Here is a 21,701-nt window from a genome sequence, read left to right on the forward strand (position 1 = left end):
ATTCTACTTCCTTTCGCGAAGGACATCAATGGGATGCGAAATTGCCCGGCGAGCGTCCCTGTCGCACAGTGCCCGAAAGCCGACACGCGAGGCACCATGGCAGTGCGAAAGAACGCCGAGGAGGGATGGTCCGTTATGGGGACCGGGACGATCGCAACCGAGCACATGGTTGCGGCTATCCGTGCGATGGGGCATTCGCCGCTTTGGGTGGTGAGCAAAGACCAAGGCGATGCCCTCCACTTCTCCAATGACTTGGATATTCCCCAGGCCACTACTGATTTGGAGCGCGTGTGGTCCGATCCGGCAGTCAAGTTCGTCTACATCAGCGCCTCTCTCAAGCGTCGCCAACATTATGTTGTGGCGGCGGCCGATGCCGGAAAGCACATCCTCTGCGATGGCCCGCTATCGGAAGACAGCAAAACCGCAAAGAGGCTCGACAAGCACTGCGCGGACAGTGGAGTGGTGCTCGCAGTCAACCAGCCCCTTCGTGCTTCGGCTATTCACCAGACGATGCGCCGATTGGTTCTCGAAGGAGGGATCGGGTCGATACAGTCTCTATCGATCTTGCGCGGCGGCCCCTTTCAGCCGCCCCCAAATCGGAGGGGGGAGATGCCCCACAATGGCGGAAACGTCTATCTCGACGTCTGCGCCGAGGACATCGATCTCGCGCGCTTTCTTACCGGTGCTGAGCCGGTCGAGGCGATTGCCTTCGCAAAGGAATCGAACGGCTCGCCCAACCATCTGGCTTATACAATTCGCATGGAGGATGGCAGCCTTCTCCAGGCGCACGAGAGTTTTGGCACAGCCGACATTGAAAGCATGGTGGTGGCAGCCGGGAGCGACGGCGTGCTGATTGCAAGCGGTACATTGAGCTCGCGCGGTTCCGGCGTTTTGGTACGGCGGCTCGCAGGCCGTAACGAGCTCGTCCCCGTGCGTGAGCGAGACCTGCACACCGCCACATTGGAAGAGTTTGTCGGCGCGGCGAGACGTGAAGCTTCCCCCTTGGCTACTGGCATGGACAGTTTCGCGGCGCTGGTCGCGACCGAAGCAGTGGCCTCGGCAGCAAGAACAGGCCGAGCGACGGCGATCCGACCGGTTGATGAGAGCGCATGAACACGCAACGTTCAGTCTGATTGACGAATACGCCCTTCGGGCCAATCGAGGACGCGAATTCAGAGACAGCCCAGATCATGAGGACGGGGTGTCGGGCCTACCCCTCAGTGCAACGGCGAACGGCTTCCTTCCGGAATGGGAGCGAAACACATATCGGGAAAAATTGATGACCATGACCAAAACGAACCAGCTCCTGCTGCACTCGCTCGTCGCAAAACATTCTACGCTCGCGATCGATCTCGACATCGCTGAAAAGATCGGATTCGACGGGATAGAAGCGTCTGCGGCCAAGCTGGCGGCATTTCTGCAGGCAGGCTTTTCCGAGGCCGAGCTGGCGACGCTGCTCCGGGGCGTGAACGTACCGGGGATGGGCTTCCTGATAGACATAGAGCGCCAGGGCGAGGCGAAGAAACAGCTCATGCAAGAAGCGGAGGAGCTCTTTCGTCTCGCTTCCGTAGCGGGGGCCAAAGGGGTTCAGGTGCTGACTGGCCCCGTCAATGTGGAAGCGGTGCTGCGTCACGAAGCCGGCCGCCCAGCGAACCTTTACAGCGGGTTGCTCGGTCGAACTCTGAAGGAGCAAATCACGCTTACCGCGAGGAACCTGTCCGAGATCGCCGACCTCGCTCGCAGCTATGGGCTTCTCGTTTACCTCGAGGCGCTTTCCTGGACGCCCCTGAACACGATTGAAAAGCAACTGATGATCATCGAGGGCGCCGCCCGCGATAATATCCGAATGGTCATTGATTTCTGGCACTGCTTTACCTCCGGAGATACCCCCGACGACATCGCCCGGCTCGACAACGACATCATTTACGGCGTCCACGTGTGCGACTCGTTGGCGTTTTCCGGCGGAGTTCCCAATGAAGTGGTTTTGAGAGACGTCCCGACTGGTGCAGGTGTTATCGACCTGAAGCTCTGGGCTGACGCAGTCAAATCGACGGGTTACGATGGGTGGTGGAGTTGCGAGCTCTTCTGCCGGAAACAACAGCAGCAGAACAGTTACGAGGTGGCGCGCGAACTGCACGCATTGATGTCGAAGCTCGTCCGTGGCTGATTTCCCGCGGGACTCCGGACGGTACTTCGAGCCATCATTCGCAACTGACGGAACATCGTGCGTCACATTGCTTCAGGTATTTCGGACGTGAGAAAGCGACCTCCCGCGCGTGTTGTCTTACCCTACACATGGGCTTTTGGCGTAGGGAGGCGAACTTGAAGCTACACAGAATCAATGTGCTAACCGCGCCAGTTACTTTGGCAATCCTCACCGCACTCTGCCTGTGGTGGCTGGGACCGCTTGTGGGCCAGTTTTCCGCCCAGGTTGCTTTGCTTTACGAGTCTCAAGCCACCTTAAAGAGAGATGCCGTGCTGACCATATTTCAGGGTAACTAGCTGCGAACTTGCCACCCGCTGTACGTTACCAAAATAGCAAAGGGTGGTAGGCGACGGTGGTCCTCCCCACCGTCGCCAACTTTTGTCTGGCTAACTGCCCTCTGCAGTTACACGAGGCGCGGTCCATCAAATTGAGCGAAGCTCGGACGGGCATATGATCGAAAATCCCCCTGTATCATTTCTCCACCGACTGGCCGACGAGGCTTCCAAGGAAACGCTACCGCGCTTTCGCACCACCCTTGCTGTCGAAGAGAAGTTCAAGCCTGGCTATCGTTTTGATCCCGTGACCTTGGCCGACAAGGAAGCCGAAAAAGTATTGCGTGAGCTTATTTCTTCTGTGTACCCGGATCACGCTATACTCGGTGAGGAGTTCGGTGAGACCGGGACTGGACCCTGGAAATGGGTCATTGATCCGGTCGACGGCACGAGGCCCTTCATCTGCGGCATCCCTGTATGGGGAACATTGATCGGTCTGACGCTGGAAGGTCGCAGCGTCATGGGGATGATGAGCCAGCCGTTTACGAAAGAACGCTTCTGGGGAGATCAGGAAGGGGCTTGGGCGCAGGACTCGGCAGGCATCCGTCGCATGAAGACAAGATCCACGACAGATCTGTCGCGGGCAATCCTGCACACAAACTCTCCCGACCGTTATGGAGAATTTCCGGACGTCAACTTCGAACGCTTGCGGAACAGCGTCCAGATGACGCGCTATGGCGGCGAATGCTATGCCTTCGCCATGCTCGCATCCGGCCAGATCGATCTTTGCCTGGAACTGGCGTTGCAGCCCTACGACATCGTAGCTCTGATACCGATTATCGAGCAGGCGGGCGGCGTCGTGACCGGGCTGCGAGGCGAGCGTCCGGAAGCGGGTGGCCATGTTCTGGCGTCCGCCAATGAAATGCTGCACGAGCGTGCGCTCAAGACGCTGAGAGGCTAAGCACAGATTTCGCGCACTCCCGATGCTTTTGTTGCCGTTTGGGCAGCACCGGACGGATCCCAATATTTTATACGGCGATTGGCCGAGTGTGCCGATCAATGACGCCCTCGCCTGCCCCGCCTGAAGAGCAGCTTCGCGATCCAACCGACGCTCCTGGCCATGGCGGCATCACTCGCCAGGCCGTGCTTCACATTCTGGCCGAGCGTCGTTTAGTGTCCGAAGGGCTTTCCCCGTAGGTGGCGCGGTACAAAATCGAAAAACGGCCGAAATGAAAGAAGCCCCAATTCAGACAGACATCGCGTACGGACTGGCGGTTCGAAGGGTCGAGCAGATCCGCTCGAGCGGCTCTTAGGCGGATCATGCGTAGATAAGCGCCAGGCGTAGTTTCCCTGAAGGCTCGAAAGCCAATTTCGAGGGCGCGGACGGAAACTCCGACCGCCTCGGACACCATCGGCATCGTAATCGGTAGGTGGATGTTGGCGTGCATGAAGCTGATGGCGCTGCGGACATGCCGTGGCGCAATCATGAAGGGCTTCTTGTCGAGGAGCGGAGAAAGCCGATGGGGAACCAATCGGATGACCAGATCGGCGAATGTGCTGGCCAGGCTCGAGATCGCGACGGGACAATAGAGCAGCGGCCCATCATTGCGCATGCCCTCGATCAGGGTCTGCGCCAAGCTTCCGATCAAGCGACCTGCTGGCGTCGAAAGAGACAGCACGGGAGCCAGCTCGAGCGAGCCGCTCACTGGTACTTCGAAAGTCGCGGCAACCGCGTTCGCGAAGATTGCATGGTCGAAAAGCAGTCCATCGAGTGCAATAGGGCCGCCTCGCAGGATGACGTGTTCCGGCTCGATGTTGTTGGTGAATAGGAGTTCGCCCAGCCTCCCTTGTACAGTGCGGCGCCCGAGCGCCACGTCCACACCGCCGATCTGCGGCACGATAATCGAGACGTACTGGAGCCTGTCGGCGATTACTCGCATGGAGCATTCAGAGTGATGGTATCCGGTGACTAGCGTCACTCCGGCGCCGGACCAGAAATCGGCACTCCAGCGAAAGTCTCGCGGGCGACCAACGGGCTTTACCAAAAGCGGGCCGAAACTGCTGGTGAAGGTCTCAACCATGCTTTCAAAGGTCGAGCCGCGAAATCGATGCGGAGATTCAGATGTTGTGTCATTTGGCATGTGGCCACGCAACTTTCGATATTCACGCAGCTCGGGGAATTGGAGCCGAGCCAGAGAGGTCCGCCTCAACGATGTGCTCTGTGTCTAGCCGCTGTTGCGCGGCTTGGCGCGCGCGATGTGCGGCCCGGTATTGGCATCGACGACGGCGGGCTTTGACACCTCGATGCCACCGTCCCAGCCGCCGCCGAGCGCCTTGTTGAGGGCGATGAAATAGATCGCGATATCGGCGCGGCTCTGGATCAGTGCCTCTTCGGCGGTATAGAGCGACCGTTCCGCATCGAGCACGTCGAGAAAATCGACGGCGCCAGCCTCGTTGAGGGTGCGCGACAACTCGGTGGCTCGGCGATAGGAGGCGGTCGAGGCCGTGAGTTTCGCGTAGCGCGTCCGCGTCTGCGACAGCGACACGATGGCGTTCTCGACATCCTCCATCGCGGAGAGCACCGCCGCTTGATAAGCCACGTAATATTGGTCGCGCTGGGCCTTGGCCACGTCGACGGCGGCCTTGAGTTGTCCCCCCTGGAAGATCGGCACGGTAAGCGTCGGTCCGAAGCTCCAGCCGATCGTCGACTTCTTGCCCAGGTCGCTCGTGCTCAGCGCCGAGGTCGCGATATTTCCCGTCAGGCTGATCGACGGATAGCGGTTCGCCTCCGCCTGGCCGATCTTCGCGGTGGATTGCGCAAGCTGCCGCTCGGCGAGGCGCACATCCGGGCGGTTCACGAGAAGATCGGCCGGGATGCCAGTCGAGACGGGCCTTTTCGGCAGCGGGACCGCGCCGCCCTTCTTCAGCCGTCCCTCCAGCGCCGCCGGTGGTTGGCCGAGCAGGATGCTCAGGCGATGAACGGCCTGGGCGTAGGAGATCTGATAGGTCGGAATGTCGGCCTCCGTCGACGTCGCCTGTGCATCCGCCTTGGCGTCGTCGACGCCGGTTGCCTCGCCAGCCTCCAATTGTTCTCGGGTGAGCTTCGCCGTCTCGCGCTGGGAGGCGGCCGAGCGCTGGGCGAGCGCAAGAAGCGACTGATATTCGCGTGCCTGGATATAGTAGGAGGCCACGTCGCCGACGAGCGTGACGAGGGTGTCGCGCAGTTCCTCCTCGGCCGCCTCCGCCCCGTACCGGGCAGCCTCCAGACCGCGCCGGTTGCCGCCGAAGAGATCGAGCTCCCAGCTTGCATCGAAGCCGCCCTGGTATTGGCTGTAGACGCTCGGCTGCGAACCGGTGACCGACGACGTCGAGCGCGTCCGCGTTGTCGAGGCTGAACCGTCGACGGAGGGTAAAAGCGTTCCCTGTTGCTCGCGATAGGTCGCACGCGCCTCGCGAATTTTCGCCTTGGCAAGAGCGACGTCGAGGTTGCCCTCGACTGCCTCGGCAACAAGCGAGTTGAGCAACGGATCGCGAAGCTGAAGCCACCATTGCGACAGCTCGGGCGGCTTGGCGGGCTTCTGCGGCTTCTTGCTTCCCCAATGCGTCGGAAGCGCGAGCCGCGGTTGCTCGTAGTCTGGTCCGACGACGCAACCTGCAAGCAGCGCGACGCTCAACAGACTGAGGGCCTTCATCGCGCCGCTTCTAGTAGCGGGCGGCACGTTTCGCCTGGCAGAGAGGATTGTCATATAATCGCTTCTTGGTTGGGGGTGCTGGAGAAGTTCAGGTGCCGGCTTGAGCGTCGGCTCGCTTCGGCAGGTGCTTCCCCTTCCCTGCATTTGAACAATCGGCGCTTTACTTCTAATCGGTTGCGTGAAGACGCCTCATGGATGGACGAGGTGACAGCCTTAACTGCCACTCCGCCGATGGCTTTGCTTCAATGCCTCCAACCGCTTAGCTGAACGGGGAATAACATTGCCTACGGGGCCCTTCGTAGGGCTGGAAGGTATTGTCGTAAGTCCTGTAACTGCGGTAGCGGTTCGTGCACCAGTCAGAGTGCCTCGAACCATATCGCGGGGAGTAATCGGGCTGTGGTGGTGGCGGCGGAGGCGGCGCTACAATGGGTGGCGGGCCAAGCGGCAATGGCGGGGGCAGCAGAATCGGGGGTGGGACTTGTGCCACAGCGGCCGACTGGCTTACCAACAGAAACGCCACCGAGACGAACGTCGTGAAGGATTTCATCGAGGTAACCTCATTCTTACTCGCCCCGCGTTAAGCAGGGCCATGCTTCTGCGAATTTCGGCTGACCTGATGGTCCCTAGCGGCTAAACTTCAGATCGGGCTTGTCGCCGTCCCAACCCTGAAGCCCTCCGGCAACCTCGCTAAACCGAAGGCACCTGGTGCCCATCCTGCCGTTGATGCACACCCCATCACCCTTGATCGCCCAGGTGACGGACAGCGTAAACGGGAGAGGACCGCGGATGCTTCCGGTGCCATCTTTCTTGAGGGTGATCTTGAGAGTCTTGCCATCCGGCGCAAGCGCTGACCAGGCCTGTCCGTCAGCGAGAACGGCAGCGGCCTGCTGGGGCGGCAGGAAAGCTTGCCCCTCCGCGGCAAATGTAGGGCTTGCGGCAAGAATTGCGCCGCACACGGCTGCAACGCGGAGATTCGTCTTCATTTCGCTGTCCTTTCTTGACTTGATCTGCTTGATTTTGCTTGAGGTCGTGCAGGCACCTCGTCGCTGCTGAATAGCGGCCGCCCGGAAGCGCGAGGTCCGCTCGTCTGTCGCTGGCGGTTGCTATTGGGAGGCTGCCGCACCACTATCGCTCCAGCCCGGTGGCAGGCCGAGCTGGCCAGCGACCGCCCCTTTGATGCCGGGCGCCGACCCAAATGCCTTGCAGGCCTCGTATTTCGGATCGCCGCCAAGCGACGCCTTCATCCTTTGTATCGACGGCATCGCCATCATCCCCTTGAAGGGGTCCCGGCCCGTGACCAGCATACGGCTGAAGTCGGTGCCGAATGCGGAAGAGAGGGAATACGCGTCCCCAATGGTGGACACTCGAGCCTTGGTCGTGAGCATGTTTGCACCGCGCGACCAGAGCATCGCCCCCTTCTGCGATCCGTCCTGGCCGACCGCCTCGGCTTCGACAGACAGGCCACCGAGGCCGATCGGAAGCCTCGGAACCGGAACTGGGAGCACCGCCGCGACGCCGAGCGATGCGACGGTAGAGGTCGCTGCGGCAGCCCGGTTCGTAGCGACGATGTCGGTGACCGTCGCGCGGACGACGAGGTCTGCTGGCTGGTTTGGAGCCACGACCTTGAAGCGGTCGCTGAGACCGGTACAGAGCGCCCGGTCGATGGTGTTGGTGACGAGCGCCAGGTCTTTGGGGTCGAAGGCGGTGCCGCTGCCGATTTGCGCCGACGTCGGCACGATTCTCACTGTCTGCGCGGCGAGAACCGGTGCCGGATCCACCCGCAGTTTCGCCTTTGTCAGAGTGCCGCCCGAGGCGGTCATTCCCGCGTAGGAACCGAGCGTCGCGCCCTGATGCAAGGGTACGTTTGCGCAGGAGGAGACCGTTGACAGCAGGAACACGCAGAGCACTGCCTGCGGACGTATTTCGGGTAGCTGGAAGCTAAAGAGCATTTGCGAAATCTCTGAACCGGGATCGTGGTTCAGGTTCTAGCGATGCCAGCGTTAATGGCGGTAAAGGCAGTGTAAAGTTGGGTAAAATTTCGAGTGCACTCTCTGTCGCTGCAACGCGTACCACTCAAACCTGAGCGGCCCCATCTTGGATACGCTCCATGCATCTCCGTCGATTGATCCTGATCAGCCTTGATTGCTCGCCGGACCATGCGCGGTCGGCTTCCGAGGAAGCTCGATTGTGATGGCCAGGCCGCCGGTGTCCGGTAGCGACGCGTAGACTCGCCCGCCATGCCGCTCGACGGCCTGCCGGGCAATCGCCAGGCCGAGACCATATCCACCGCGTGGGACCGCGTCTTTCCCGCGGGAGAACGGCTGGAAAATCCGTTCGAGTTCGTCGCGCATGACGCCCGGTCCCTGATCAGTAACGCGGATCTTGAGAAGGTCGGCCGTCGTCTCGCAAAGCACTGATATCCGCGAATGCTCGGCCGTGTACTTGACGGCGTTTCGGACGACGTTTTCAAGCGCCCTGTAGATCAGCTCACCTTCGACGTCGGCGAGGAAGACGCCGTCGACACTCGTGGTGATCGAGACATCCCGCGCCTGGGCTTCGAACGCCGCGTCGCCGAGGATTTCGTTCAGGAGCTCGACGACATCCAGAGTCTGTGTTTTCAGCGGAAGGCTGGATCTGGCCGTAAGCCTCGCCAGCGTCAGGACTTCGCCAACCAGCGCGTCGAGCCGTTCGACTTCGCGGTCCATGCGGTCCAGCATGGCACCGAGCTTCGCCGGACTTTGCCGAAGGACGCCGACGACGGCCTGCAGCCGGGACAACGGCGAGCGCAGTTCATGGGAGACGTCATGGAAGAGTCGCTGCTGTGAATCCTGCAGCTCCTGCAGCCGGGCGGCGCTGGAATCGAAATCGTGCGCAAGCGCGGTGACCTCGTCCGTGCGCCCCGCCATCTTGTCGCCGATACGGACGTCGAAGCGGCCGTGGGCGAGCGCGCTCAAACCATCGCGAAGGTGTACGACCGGACGAATGAGATATCTGGCGAGCGCAGCCGCTGATATCGTGCTCGAGACGAATATCGCGATCCATGGCATCAACAGAGCAAGGTAGTCGAGAACGACGCTGGCTTTCCCGGAAACGGAAATCCGGTAGCAAATTCCGTCCTTCAGGATGGACCTTGTTTCCGCCGTGTTCTCGTCTGCGCACGCACCGGATTCCGTAGCCATCGAAATCGTTAGGCCCAGCGGCAGCGTACCCTCGCTTGTACGGACGAAGCGCGCGGCCGCGTCCTCTCCATCCATTGTAAGCACCGTAGCAGTCAGGTTCAGAACGAATTCCTGTTGCCGAAGCTCCAGTTCCCGACCAAAAGGAACCGCCTGGAAGAGGTTGACGATCACAATGATGACCGCGATGGTCGCTGCAAGCGTCAGCCAGATTGTCGTGAAGAACTTCCAGAAGAGCCGTGGCATGATCAGTCCAGAAGAAGTTGATAGCCCTGCCCGCGGACAGACTGGATCCAGGACTGTCCATCCTCTCTAAGACCGAGCTTCTGACGAACGCTGCTGATGTGGACGTCGATGCGGCGATCGAACGGTGTCAATGGCTTTCCGAACGCCCGCTTCGAGATGTCCTGCTTCGAGACCAGTTGGCCAGCATTGCGGGCGAGCACCTCGAGAAGGCTGAATTCCGTGCCGGTAAGATCCAAAGGCTCTCTGCACCATTCGGCGGTTCTTTTGCCAGGATGCATGACGAGCCGCCCCGCTTTCAGCGTGTCGGTAGAGGCGCCGACCACAGGCTGGCTGGCACGACGAAGGATCGCGCGCAGTCTGGCCGCGAGTTCCCCCGGTGAACACGGCTTCGGCACATAGTCGTCGGCGCCGAGGTTAAGGCCCGATATCCGATCGACGTCATCGCCTCTCGCAGTGAGCATCAGGACGGGCACCTGGCTGATCTTTCTGATCCTCTGCAGCACCTCGATACCGTTCATTCGAGGCATCATGATATCGAGCACGATGATGTCTGCAGAATTGCCGGCCGCAGCAGCGATAGCTGCGCGACCGTCCGTGTCCGTCGCGACATCATATCCTTCCTCGGTCAGGTATTCCTGCAGAAGCGTCGTCAGCTCGACATCGTCGTCGATGAGGAGAACCTTGTTCATCTGATTTCGTCCGTCATTCATCTCGGCCACCCATACAGCACAAACGCCACCGGACGACCGGATTTTACCTAGCTTAACACTAACTTGACCGCACTTAACGTTCGTCCGGCTACTCGTGGACACGGCGACATCGGTTGAGGGCCTGAATCGGGCCGCCCCAATGTTCGTACCCCGACGGAACGAACCTTCGTCGAACTGGGGCGGATGGGTAAGGCGCCGTTGTCGTAAATTACGAGGATGCACCGTTGAGAAAGCCGATTATCCCACTCGCCACCGCCCTTGTCGGGGCAGCAGCGCTTCTGCTTCCCTTCCGCAGCGCCATGGCGGATCAGCCCGCCGCGCCCGCCCTCACCGTCTCGCTGGCGGCGCCGGCGCAACGTGAGTGGCCTGAAACGGTCCCTGCAAGCGGCTGGCTAAAACCATGGCAGGAAGCAATCATCGCCTCCGAAACAAGCGGTCTTCGTATCACCGACGTTCTGGTCGATGTCGGATCAATCGTGACCAAGGGGCAGACGCTGGTCCGGCTTTCACAGGACAGCGTCGTGGCGGACCTTCGAAAGCAGGCGGCGGCCGTCGAGACCGCCAAGGCAAATCTGGCCAAGGCCAAGGCAGATGCAGACCGAGCCCGGCAGCTTCGTCCTTCGGGCGCTCTTTCCGCCCAGAACATCACCGAACGGCTGACCGATGAGCAGACGGCGAAGGCAAGCCTTGAATCGGAAGAAGCGGCGCTCGAAAGTCAGAAGATCAAGCTCGCCCAGACGACGATCACCGCCGTTGACGACGGCCTCATAACGTCGCGCTCGGCCGAACTCGGCGGGGTCGTCTCCTCCGGCACCGAGTTGTTCCGCCTGATCCGCCAGCAGCGTATCGAGTGGCAGGCCGAAGTTTCGGCGCGCTACCTTTCTCGCATTTCGGAAGGACTGGCCGCCCAGATCAACGGGCCGGATGAGCGCCCCATTCAGGGCAAAGTGAGGCTTGTCGGACCTTCCGTCAGCACGGATACCGGCCGAGCGATCGTCTACATCGCGCTTCCGGCCGACGTCCATCCGCGCGTAGGCCTGTATGTCACGGGCAACATCGAACTCAAGACCACTCCAGCGCTCACCGTCCCAGAGACGGCGATCGTCTACCGAGATGGGATCAACTACGTCTTCACAGCCGACGAAAACAGACGGGTGCGAAGGATCCGCGTGGAGACTGGCCGGCGCAACGATGGCGAAGTCGAGATTGTCTCCGGCATAGACCAGTCCGAAAAGGTCGTAACGTCTGGCGGAGCATTTCTGTCCGACAACGACCTCGTGAATATCGCGGGGTAAGGCCGATGAATTTCTCCGCCTGGTCAATCCGCAATCCCGTACCGGCGATCCTGCTGTTCGCCATGCTCACCGTCGGGGGGCTGCTGGCGTTCAAGCGCCTGCCGGTCCAGAACTTCCCCGACATGGACCTCCCTACCATCAGCATCTCCGCCACGCTCGAGGGCGCGGCGCCGACGCAGCTCGAGACGGAGGTTGCCCGCATCATCGAGGACCAGCTCGCCTCGTTGAGCTATCTGGACCACATCACCACGACGATCACCGACGGGACCGTCTCGATCAGAGTGTCCTTCAAGCTGGAGAAGGACAGCGAAGAGGCCTTGAACGAGGTCCGCAATGCGGTGGACAGCGCAAAGGCCGATCTGCCGGCGCAGATGGAGTCGCCGAGCGTCACGAAGGTGACGCTGCAGAGCGCCGCGCTGGTCACCTATGCGATCCGCTCGACCCACCTTAACGAGACCGAGCTTTCCTGGTTCATCGACAACGACATGACGAAGGCACTCCTGTCGGTACCGGGCGTGGGACAGGTCAGCCGCGTCGGCGGGATCGACCGCGAGGTTCATGTCGACCTCGATCCCGCAACGATGGCGTCGCTCGGAGTCACGGCCGCCACGGTCTCGGCGCAGTTGAAGTCGGTGCAGGCGGACACGTCGGGCGGCCTTGGAGAGATCGGCGGCACCCGGCAGACACTGCGGACGCTCGGCGCCGTCGCGTCGGTCGACGCGCTGAAGGGGCTCCGTATCCCGCTCGCCAACGGGCAGCAGGTTCGTCTCGACGATATCGCTTCCGTCACGGACAGCTTCGCCGACCGTTCGTCGCTGGCGTATCTCGACGGCGAGCCCGTGATGGCCGTCGAAATCAAGCGCTCGAACGGCTTCTCGGACACCGGCGTTGCTGCCGACGTCGGGAAGGCAATGCAGCAGTTCGCCGCCGCACATCCCGATGTCGAGATCGATGAAGCCTACAGCACGGTCGGGCCGATCCTCGACAACTACGACGGTTCGATGCACATGCTGTTCGAGGGGGCGATCCTCGCGGTCGTCGTCGTCTGGCTCTTCCTGCGGGATTGGCGGGCGACGATCCTATCGGCTGTGGCACTGCCGTTGTCGGTGATCCCGACCTTCCTCGCCATGTACTTCGCCGACTTCAGCCTGAATATCATCACGCTGCTGGCACTGTCGCTGGTCGTCGGGATCCTCGTCGACGATGCCATCGTCGAGGTCGAGAACATCGCCCGCCACCTGCAGATGGGCAAGCGGCCGGTCGATGCGGCACTCGAAGCCGCCGACGAGATCGGCTTGGCGGTTATCGCCACCACGCTCACGCTGGTTGCGGTCTTCCTGCCCACGGCATTCATGAGCGGCATTCCGGGGCTTCTCTTCCGCCAGTTCGGCGTCACCGCCGCGGTCGCCGTGCTCGCCTCGCTCGTCGTTGCCCGGTTGCTGACGCCCATGATGGCCGCCTATTTCATGAAGGCCCATCCGACCGAGGAAAAGGATGGCCGCATCATGCGTGCCTACATGGCGATCGTGAAGGCCTCCCTGAGCCACAGGAAGACCACCGTCTTCGTGACCGCCGTCTTCGTCGCCCTTTCGCTTTCCACCATCCCCTTCCTGAAATCGGGCTTTCTGCCCGCTGCCGACGATGCGCGGACGCAGGTGACGCTCACCCTGCAGCCCGGCGCCACCATCGACCAGATGGATGCAACGACCAGGAAAGCTGCGGGTATCGTCAGGAAGCTTCCCGACGTGACGCATGTCTTCTCGTCGGTCGGTTCGGCATCGTCGGGCGGCGGTCCCGAGGTCACCACCACCAGCAGCGTCGGAACCGCCACTCTCGTCGTCACGCTGACGGCTATTGACGAGCGGGACCGGAAGCAGTCGGAGATCGAAAACGACATCCGTTCGGCTCTCTCGCTCCTCCCCGGTGTGCGCGTTGCGGTCGGCGGCGGCGGCAATGGAACGCAGCTCGACATCACCCTTGCCAGCGACGACCCCGATGCCCTCGATGGGGCAAGCACGGCGCTTGAGGAGCAGCTCCGCACGCTCAATGGTATCGGAGCGGTGACGTCGAGCGCCGCCAGGCAGGCCCCCGAGGTTCAAATCACCCCGGACTTTGCGCGCGCAGCCGCACTTGGCGTGACCTCCAGCGACATCGCCGAAGCTGTGCGCGTGGCAACAGACGGGGAATACTCTTCCGCGCTGCCAAAGCTCAATCTGCCGCAGCGGCAAGTCCCCATCGTCGTCCGATTTGCCCCGAAAACGCGTACAAACCTCGACGACATCCGGAACATGCGGGTGGCCGGAACGACCGGCAGCGTCGATCTCGGATCGATCGCCGACATCCGCATCGGTGGCAGCCCTTCCGAGATCGACCGCATCGATCGAATGCGCAATGTCACTCTTTCCGTCGAGCTCAACGGCCGCATCCTGGGTGACGTCTACCGTGAGGCAAAGGCGCTGCCGGCTCTTCAGCATCTGCCGCCGGGCGTCACTCTCGTGGAGCAAGGCGAACTTCAACGCAGTTCGGAACTGTTCCAGAGCTTCGCCCTTGCAATGGCAATCGGCGTGTTCTGTATCTATGCGGTCCTCGTCGTGCTGTTCCACGACTTCCTGCAGCCGTTCACCATTCTGATGGCCCTGCCCCTCTCGCTCGGCGGCGCGCTGCTGCCGCTCGTGGTGACCGGAACGAGCTTCTCGATGCCGGCCGTCATCGGGCTGCTGATGCTGATGGGGGTGGTGACGAAGAACTCGATCCTTCTCGTCGAATACGCGATCATGTCGCGCCGGCAGGGAATGTCGAGATTCGATGCTCTGGTCGATGCCTGCCACAAGCGCGCGCGGCCGATCGTCATGACCACCATCGCCATGGGATCGGGCATGCTTCCGGCGGCGCTCAGCCTGACGGGGGGCGATTCAAGCTTCCGGCAGCCCATGGCCATCGTGGTGATCGGCGGCGTGATCATGTCGACACTACTCAGCCTCATTGTCATCCCGGTCATCTTCACCTTCGTTGACGACCTACTCGAGGCTCTAAAACGGCTCGTGCACCGAACCGGTCCACGCCAAGAGATCGCCGGCGAGGAAACGCATGTCTCGAACGATCGCGAGCCGATCGCCTTTGAGCGCAGCCCCGCAAAGCGAGGTCATGGCCAGAGATGACCGTGTCCCAGCAGGAAATCCACCAGGACCGGCGCGACCTCGTGACGAGCCTTGCCCAAGCCCTGATCAGAGTGCTCATGGCTCTGGTTCCGGTCGCCTTCATCCTGTCCGGTTGCATGCAGACGCTCGACAGAGCTCTCGACGCGCAGGAGGCCGACAGGGCCTCGATCGCGGGCTATGGCGAGATCCGAAGCTATCTCGACGCCCGGCTCGATGAATTTCCACAAAATGCCCGCGAATGGGCTCCGGCGACCAAGCCGGGTGGACTCGACGTCCTGATGATCTCGGGCGGCGGCTCGGGCGGCGCCTTCAGTGTCGGCGTGCTCGCGGCGTGGAGCTCTGCACAGACGCGCCCGCAGTTCGATGTCGTCACCGGCGTCAGCACGGGAGCCCTGATCGCTCCGTTGGCATTCCTCGGATCGGCTTATGACGACACCCTGGTGCATCTCTACACGAGCGGCGTCGCCAACGACCTTGCCCGGAGCAAGAGCCTTGGCGGATTGTTGGGCTCGAGCTTGCTGAGATCCGAGCCATTGAAACGGATGGTCGAGCGTTTCATCACGCCCGCAGTCCTTGAGCAGGTTGCTGCCGAGCACCGAAAAGGCCGTCGCCTCTTCGTCCTGACGACCAACCTCGACACCCAGCGTGCCGTCATCTGGAACATGGGCGCCATTGCCGGCAGCAATCGTCCGGACGCACTGAAGCTGTTCCGGAACATTCTGGTGGCGTCAGCCAGCATCCCGGGCGTCTACCCGGCGGTGATGATCGAAGCCGAGTCGGGAGGGCGTCACTTTAAGGAAATGCATTCGGATGGAGGATCCGCGTCGCAGATCCTGATGCTTCCGCAGATTCTCCTGACAAGTGGCAAAAGCCTCGTGCCGGCCAAACGGCAGAGCGTCAATTTCTATGTCATCGTCAACAACGCACTGATGCCGGAATTTGCCACTACGCCGGACAAAACGCTTTCGGTGATCGCCAGGGCATACTCAATCTTCGTCAAGTCGCAGACGCAGAGCGCGCTGACGGCCCTCTACAACTATTCCAAGCTGACCAGGGCACGGTTCCATCTCGCCTCTATCAACGTCCAGCTCCCCTATTCGATGTCCGATCCGTTCAACACCGACTATATGCGGGCTGTCTATAATCTTGGATACGCGGAGTTCGCTGCTGGAACCCTGTGGAGAGACAGCCCGGTTTTTCGCTGAAAGCCTCTGACTAGACACCGCAATATGGGCGGGCGGACCTCAGAAGCTTGCCGCCGCGGTGTAGCGGAGAGACGACCGACATACACATGACCGAAGGCGATAATGGTGGCTCCCGACGATGCCATGGGGTCCCCACCCGTGCGGCCTTAGCGAGCAAATTGCGGCTGCCCGTCAGAGCGGCGTCTCGTCTGAGCGACAAGAGGTTGATCCGCTTTGCGATTTGCTCCGTTTGACGATTTCCAGTGCGTCGCTGGCATCCGACTATCGGAGACGTCCTGGTCCGTTTGCGACCCGAAGCGGCCGCTGGTGACAGGCAAGGGGCAACGTCTCGGTTCGGCCGAAACAGGCGTTTATTCGGTTCTGTCGAATGACCGATTTGGGGGGAGCAGTCTGGCAGCGGATTGAGTTCCGAGAGGAGAACGTCTGAGGTTTGGCCCGAAGCAGAATGGGCGGTGATAAAGGCTGGCATTTTCCCATTCCCGCCCACCCGACATGGGCGTGCCCACCTGGCGGCGCTTTACGACTGGGCTGGTGTTCGAAATGCGAGTTCCTCAACCAAATAATGCGGGATAAGTTCGGCAAAGTAACTCTTGTCCATTTTCCGCGCCTATTCGGGTCCGATAAATTGTGCTCGGTAATCCGCCATAGTTCCAAACGACACGCCGAGCTTCCTGAGAGTTTTTGTGGCCCCAAGGCTTGAGACGAACCTATTCAAGTTTCTGCAGTACGGCGTATCCCAAGAATTAGGACAACGCGCGGTGGCGACTGGGCTCACGGTCACGAAAGTCAGGGCGGCCAGTCAGAAGGATATCAAAGACAAAGGCTTCACGGGGGAGGAGGCCAAGGCGCTCAAGGCGGCCGTAGTACGTCAGCCAATTGACGAGACAGTGCTGCTCTTGCTTCTCGAAAACAGCAACTACCTCTGCAACTGCTGCAAGGGCGATAAAGGTCTGTCCTTTATCGTGCACCACATCGAGGAATACTCGACCTCACAGGACAATAGCTACGACAACCTGATTGTCCTCTGCCCGACTTGCCACGACCAAGCGCATCGTTCACCTACGCAGCTTACGCTTTCGATCACACCGGAGATGCTGAGATACAACAAGGCGAACTGGGAGGTGGAGGTTGAGCTGCGGAATGCCGACCGCGCCGTCCGAAATTCTGAGGACGGTCTATTGACCGCCGAGCCGGGTGAAGCACTCGCCCTTCCAAAAGCGAAAAAGATGCAGACGCGCGTCATTGTTCTAAATTTTGAAGGCGATGCGGACGATTTCCACGTTCAGAAGGTGGATGCGATCATCGAATCTCTAAGACAGATAACCGGTAATGCCGGGATCGAACTTGTCTCGACCGAGCGCGGCTCGTTCCTGATGTTTATCAGCGCGACTAACGACGACAAGGCGATGATCGACACGCCGGAAACGAAGGCGCTGCTTCGCCAGGAGCACAACGCCGTTCTAACGAGTGTTGTAGACGAGCAATCTTTCCGGCAAGCGCAGCTTAGGGACGACGAACTGAGCCGCGTCCCGCGCGACCTGCTCGACTGGTCGCAAATACTTCCAGACGGGACTCATTTCAACCGCCCGGAGAAGGACCAGATTCTCCAGGCCATCGCAGGGCAGGACACCACGACGCAGGCCATCCTCGGGCTTCCGGGCTCCGGCAAGTCAGCTCTGCTGGCCGAAGTAGCCAACGCGCTCATGAAGGATGGCGTCAGGGTTCTGGCCATAAAGGCTGACCTGCTCGACCCGACAATCGAAACCGAAGACGATCTAGCCGAGTGGCTTGGACTGACCATTCTTCCCAGCGCGATGCTCTGGCGGATAAGTCGATTGCGACCAGTCGTTCTCATTATCGACCAGCTTGATGCGCTCGCAGGCTACACGGACATAAAGACAGGTCGACTGAGTGTACTGCTGAGTCTGGTGCGGCGCGTCAGTGGCCGGACAAACGTGCACGTTGTCCTCTCGGCACGCGAGTTCGAGTATGAGCACGATGCCCGTCTCAAAACCATCAAGGCTGAAACAGTCCACCTGGACCTGCCACCTTGGTCCGAGGTCCTTCCTGTGCTGGAGCGCAATGGTTTCAAACCCGTAGGTTGGCCTGCCGACGCGCAGGAAGTTCTACGATCGCCCCAGGCGCTGAACACGTTCCTGAAGTTGGAGGAGAATAGCGAGCCCTTCCGCAAGTACCAACTCATGCTAGACCAGATGTGGGCGGAGACGATCACGAGACAGCCCAACGGGTCGCGGCTCGCGCGGCTCGTCACAGACATCGCAGACCTAATGGCTGAGAAAGAAGTCCTCTGGCTCCCCGCCGCACGATTTGACCAGTACTCGGAAGACATCACCTATCTTGTGAGGGCGGGCATGCTCTCGGATTTGGGACAGGCCGGGAGCAAGATCGGTTTCTCCCACCAGACCATGTTTGAACATGCCCTCGCACGATCCTTTACGCGCAGCGAAGGACGGCTGTCGGAGTTCACAATGGCCCGGCAGACTTCGCTGTTCGTGCGGCCAAAATTGTGGTCCGCCCTGACCTATCTTCGGGAGATCGATCCGGCTGCGTACGGCGTGGAGATGCAAACGCTCTTCCACACGCAGGACCTGCGGCTTCATCTCCGGACGCTTCTTGTCGAATTCCTCGGCCAGCAGCCCACGCCTGCCGGCGTGGAGGCACGTCTGTTTGACGAAGCTCTTGCGTCGGACAGGCGGCCAGCGGCTTTCATGGCAATGGCAGGAAGTCCGGGATGGTTCGAGCGATACAAACACACTGAAATTCCCCTTGCTATGAACGACGACAAGGAGGCCGTCCTGGCCCTCGGCGTTCTCAATCTCGCGTGGGTCTTTGCACCCGGTGAGGTCGAGAGGCTGATTGCCGAAAACTGGTCGGCGCTGCCGGGCAAGGATGGATTCACCTGGGCTGCGCTGGGTCAAGCGCGGGTCTGGACGCACGGCATGGTCAACATCGCTAGGGGGCTCATCTCCCGAACAGCAATCCATGCGCATAGCCTCGAATTTACAATCAGCACTATCGGGATGAGCCAGCCAGACGTTGCGCTTCGGCTTCTGCTCGCAAAGCTCGACCAGGAGCTTCAGTCGGCAAAGCAGGAGTCGGCGACGAGGCTCGCATCGGCTCCGGCAGAGGACGGTGACGCTTACTGGAAATGGCGCATTTCCTCGTCCCCCAGAGAGCCGATCACAAGTGTCATCGAGCAGTCGAACGCGTGGGACACCCTTGAAGCGCTCGGCATGGAATATCCCGCGCCCTTCCTTGAAGCCCTGTGGCCCTGGCTGATCGACGCAATGACCGCGCTTCGCGATCTTGAGAGCGAAGAAGACAGCCTCGCCTATCCGGTGCAGTACACCCTCGATTTCAAATTCGAAGAGGAAGAAAGGGGTCGAGGCCGTTCTGACTCCCCCATACTCAGCGCCATTCGCGTTGCGCTCGAGACCCTTGCCCTCAATGACGAACAGAATTTTCTCGCATGGCTGTCAGAGCATGAACGGGACGAATTCAACCCTGCTCAGCGCCTGTTCGCGCATGTAATGTCGCTCTATCCGGATCAGTATGCGCAGGCGGCGTATCGTTTCATCCAGGGCGATCCGAGACGCTTCAGGCTCGGAAACCGTGAAGACCCTTCCGGAACAACAAAGCGCCTGATCGCAGAGGCGAGCCCGCACTGGTCCGACGCGGATGTCGAAACCTTTATTACCGCCATCAACGCTTACGCCCCGACACCTTATTCCCATTTGGACGCCAAAGGCCGCAAACTCTTCAACGACAGGGTCCGTCGCATTAAGCTAGGCCTTCTCTCGGCGCTACCATCCGAACGCTTGCCTGAAGCGACCCGCCGACTTGTAATGGAAGAACGCCGCCGGTTTCCCGGTTCGGCCGGGGGGATACGGCACCACGGGCCGTCATGGATAGGCTCGCCCATCTCGGCGGAGCAGCTCGCAAAGGCGCAGGACGACGAGGTTCTCAACGCTTTCCGCCAGTTGCCGGACAAGTATGAATGGGACCATCCCAACCGAATGATGGAGGGCGGCAATATCCAGCTGTCGCGGGCCTTCGCGGAGTTTGCGAAGACCGACCCTGAGCGGGCCGCGAAGCTCATGCGCAAGTTCGAGCCCAGCTTCGGGAGCCGCGCAGCAGGCTACGCGCTGGAGGGCATCGCCGAAGCAGGTGATCCTCAGCTTGTGATGGCGCTCATAGCCGAACTCGACGGGCGGGGATTCAGCGGCGATGAGTTTCAGAACTCGGCATCCGAAGCCGTCAGCCGACTGGTCCGCCGGGAAGTCGTGGTCTCGTCAGAAACCCTCGACATCATTGAGAAGTGGCTCAATAAGCCCGGCGCTCTCGACACCGCACCAGCGCAGCCTGAGGAAAGTCGAAGCGATGATCAAGATCAAGAATTCCTCGACACGGGAGAGGAGAAGGCCGGCGAGAAGGAGGCAGGGAGGCGGGAGCAAAGCATCCTCTGGGGAATGAGCTCCGCCATTGTGCTTCCCGCTGGAATTTTCCCCAAGCTGGATGTTCTAATCCATGCCCTGCTGCTCGCAGAGCAGCACGACCGCGTCTTGGCCTTACTGACGCGTGCCAGCGAGCGCGGGGAAGACGAACGGGTATGGAGGGCCATCCTTCATTGGTTCCGCTATCTCAAGGCGACCGACAAGGATAAGCTTGAGAGACTCCTGGGAGCCATCTTTTCACGCTACCCGGCTCTGCTGAGGACTACTGAGCTTGCCGTTTTGTTTGCCTATCTTCATTGGCGGCATGCCGATTTCGTGCGTTCTTATCTGGAGAAATGGTCCACCTCCGGCGACGAGTATTTCGAGCAGCTTGCCGGTGAGTTGACGCCCCTGATTGCGTTCCTGCAACCTGAGCTGCCCTGGACGAAGCCATTGCTTGAGCGGGTCGTTTTTGGACCCGGTACAGACTCGACACGGCTGGGAGCCATCAATGCCGCCGTCAACCTGTTTCCGGATGTCGAGTATCGGCAGCGTGCATCTGAGCTGCTTGTTCGCATAATCCCCCAGGTAACCGGCCTTGCCTGGAGCAACCTTTTCGATGTGTTCCGGCTCGTGGACGAGATCAACCCTGATCCGAGCTGGGTTGCGTTGCTTAGTGCTATTGAGGCCAACCTCGCAGGCGCTCCGCAGATCAACGCGACGTTCGTCGTCGATCGCCTTCAGACGCTTCTCCCACATCACGCTCTACTCGTGGCGAAGATCGCCAGGCGGCTGATCGAAACCTGGCGTGACGAACTGGGGGATATTAAGACAGAGATGGCGGGCTCCGCTTCGGAGCTCGTTGACCTCGCCATTACGCTTCACCGAATCGGCGACGACACGCGCGAGATTGGTCTGGAGCTCTTCGAGCAGTTGGTCGAAATCCAGGCTTACTCGGCCAAGGAAACGCTGGAGCAGATTGACAACAGATTCAGAACCCATGGGCCGCATTCGCGGCAGCGGCTGCCTCGCCGCAACCGCGCGGCGAGGCGACGCGCGGCGCGGAGCGCCAAGTCATAGATTGAAATGGTGATAATATCGAATGCCCGCTGCAGAATAGCGTTATCGCCTGTTCACGCGCACGTCCGCTTTTGGTAAGTAGCTGGGATCACTCAGCGACCGAAGAGGACGAAGCCGCCTCAATATCTCTCGGGCACGAATCGCCGCTTCCTGCCTAGAAGCAGTCACCCATTCAGGTCACTTGGCGCATTCCGGCCTCGGAAAGAA

At 60.7% G+C, this 21,701-nt stretch carries 13 protein-coding genes and 1 pseudogene; 7 read left to right on the forward strand and 7 right to left on the reverse strand.

Going from position 1 to position 21,701, the window contains the following annotated elements; translation table 11 throughout:
- The first annotated feature begins 96 nt into the window (after positions 1-96).
- From SS05631_RS16665 to hisN, 3 genes are all read left to right on the forward strand, one after another.
- Positions 97-1,113: a Gfo/Idh/MocA family oxidoreductase gene (locus SS05631_RS16665; RefSeq protein ID WP_083853979.1), complete on the forward strand. Its 1,017-nt coding sequence runs from the start codon at positions 97-99 to the stop codon at positions 1,111-1,113.
- Between the two features lie 166 nt (positions 1,114-1,279).
- Positions 1,280-2,167: a sugar phosphate isomerase/epimerase family protein gene (locus SS05631_RS16670; protein WP_037417861.1), complete on the forward strand. Its 888-nt coding sequence runs from the start codon at positions 1,280-1,282 to the stop codon at positions 2,165-2,167.
- 489 nt (positions 2,168-2,656) lie between these two features.
- Positions 2,657-3,439 (forward strand): histidinol-phosphatase, encoded by a 783-nt coding sequence (hisN, locus tag SS05631_RS16680; RefSeq protein ID WP_037417869.1) that lies wholly within the window; start codon positions 2,657-2,659, stop codon positions 3,437-3,439.
- Positions 3,440-3,626: 187 nt separating this feature from the next.
- On the opposite strand, the gene SS05631_RS16685 is transcribed toward hisN, so the two are convergent.
- The 7 genes and pseudogenes from SS05631_RS16685 to SS05631_RS16715 form a co-directional block, all read right to left on the reverse strand.
- On the reverse strand, positions 3,627-4,619 hold the full coding sequence (locus tag SS05631_RS16685; RefSeq protein ID WP_037417870.1) for an AraC family transcriptional regulator: 993 nt from the start codon (positions 4,617-4,619) through the stop codon (positions 3,627-3,629).
- A gap of 84 nt (positions 4,620-4,703) precedes the next feature.
- Positions 4,704-6,170: an efflux transporter outer membrane subunit gene (locus SS05631_RS16690; protein ID WP_244412152.1), complete on the reverse strand. Its 1,467-nt coding sequence runs from the start codon at positions 6,168-6,170 to the stop codon at positions 4,704-4,706.
- Positions 6,171-6,429: 259 nt separating this feature from the next.
- Positions 6,430-6,588 (reverse strand): annotated as a pseudogene (locus SS05631_RS31945) (BA14K family protein); the annotation flags it as partial.
- 205 nt (positions 6,589-6,793) lie between these two features.
- Positions 6,794-7,153 (reverse strand): hypothetical protein, encoded by a 360-nt coding sequence (locus SS05631_RS16700; RefSeq protein ID WP_037417876.1) that lies wholly within the window; start codon positions 7,151-7,153, stop codon positions 6,794-6,796.
- Between the two features lie 120 nt (positions 7,154-7,273).
- Positions 7,274-8,119 (reverse strand): DUF3313 domain-containing protein, encoded by an 846-nt coding sequence (locus SS05631_RS16705; protein ID WP_037417881.1) that lies wholly within the window; start codon positions 8,117-8,119, stop codon positions 7,274-7,276.
- A 183-nt stretch (positions 8,120-8,302) separates the two neighbouring features.
- On the reverse strand, positions 8,303-9,592 hold the full coding sequence (locus SS05631_RS16710; protein ID WP_037417883.1) for an ATP-binding protein: 1,290 nt from the start codon (positions 9,590-9,592) through the stop codon (positions 8,303-8,305).
- A gap of 2 nt (positions 9,593-9,594) precedes the next feature.
- Positions 9,595-10,281: a response regulator gene (locus tag SS05631_RS16715; RefSeq protein ID WP_037417886.1), complete on the reverse strand. Its 687-nt coding sequence runs from the start codon at positions 10,279-10,281 to the stop codon at positions 9,595-9,597.
- Between the two features lie 245 nt (positions 10,282-10,526).
- Between SS05631_RS16715 and SS05631_RS16720 the strand changes: the two genes are divergently transcribed.
- The 4 genes from SS05631_RS16720 (at position 10,527) to SS05631_RS16735 (ending at position 21,494) form a co-directional block, all read left to right on the forward strand.
- Positions 10,527-11,597: an efflux RND transporter periplasmic adaptor subunit gene (locus SS05631_RS16720; protein WP_037417890.1), complete on the forward strand. Its 1,071-nt coding sequence runs from the start codon at positions 10,527-10,529 to the stop codon at positions 11,595-11,597.
- Positions 11,598-11,602: 5 nt separating this feature from the next.
- Positions 11,603-14,755: an efflux RND transporter permease subunit gene (locus SS05631_RS16725; protein ID WP_037417894.1), complete on the forward strand. Its 3,153-nt coding sequence runs from the start codon at positions 11,603-11,605 to the stop codon at positions 14,753-14,755.
- Positions 14,752-15,960 carry a patatin-like phospholipase family protein gene (locus SS05631_RS16730; RefSeq protein ID WP_083853981.1) on the forward strand — a complete coding sequence of 403 codons (1,209 nt, stop codon included), beginning with the start codon at positions 14,752-14,754 and terminating at the stop codon, positions 15,958-15,960. The genes SS05631_RS16725 and SS05631_RS16730 overlap by 4 nt, the downstream gene beginning before the upstream one ends.
- Before the next feature lie 758 nt (positions 15,961-16,718).
- Positions 16,719-21,494, forward strand: coding sequence for an HNH endonuclease (locus SS05631_RS16735; protein WP_157213171.1), 4,776 nt, complete (start codon positions 16,719-16,721; stop codon positions 21,492-21,494).
- The last annotated feature ends 207 nt before the right edge of the window (positions 21,495-21,701 follow it).

It is taken from the genome of Sinorhizobium sp. CCBAU 05631 (assembly GCF_002288505.1).
GTDB lineage: Bacteria > Pseudomonadota > Alphaproteobacteria > Rhizobiales > Rhizobiaceae > Sinorhizobium > Sinorhizobium fredii_C.

Excerpts from the sequence above, each read along its gene's own strand:
- SS05631_RS16725 (WP_037417894.1), top strand. The coding sequence starts at position 11,603 with ATGAATTTCTCCGCCTGGTCAATCCGCAATCCCGTACCGGCGATCCTG.
- SS05631_RS16710 (WP_037417883.1), bottom strand. The coding sequence starts at position 9,592 with ATGCCACGGCTCTTCTGGAAGTTCTTCACGACAATCTGGCTGACGCTT.
- SS05631_RS16705 (WP_037417881.1), bottom strand. The coding sequence starts at position 8,119 with ATGCTCTTTAGCTTCCAGCTACCCGAAATACGTCCGCAGGCAGTGCTC.
- SS05631_RS16685 (WP_037417870.1), bottom strand. The coding sequence starts at position 4,619 with ATGCCAAATGACACAACATCTGAATCTCCGCATCGATTTCGCGGCTCG.
- SS05631_RS16715 (WP_037417886.1), bottom strand. The coding sequence starts at position 10,281 with ATGAACAAGGTTCTCCTCATCGACGACGATGTCGAGCTGACGACGCTT.
- SS05631_RS16730 (WP_083853981.1), top strand. The coding sequence starts at position 14,752 with ATGACCGTGTCCCAGCAGGAAATCCACCAGGACCGGCGCGACCTCGTG.
- SS05631_RS16665 (WP_083853979.1), top strand. The coding sequence starts at position 97 with ATGGCAGTGCGAAAGAACGCCGAGGAGGGATGGTCCGTTATGGGGACC.
- SS05631_RS16700 (WP_037417876.1), bottom strand. The coding sequence starts at position 7,153 with ATGAAGACGAATCTCCGCGTTGCAGCCGTGTGCGGCGCAATTCTTGCC.
- SS05631_RS16690 (WP_244412152.1), bottom strand. The coding sequence starts at position 6,170 with ATGAAGGCCCTCAGTCTGTTGAGCGTCGCGCTGCTTGCAGGTTGCGTC.
- hisN (WP_037417869.1), top strand. The coding sequence starts at position 2,657 with ATGATCGAAAATCCCCCTGTATCATTTCTCCACCGACTGGCCGACGAG.
- SS05631_RS16670 (WP_037417861.1), top strand. The coding sequence starts at position 1,280 with ATGACCATGACCAAAACGAACCAGCTCCTGCTGCACTCGCTCGTCGCA.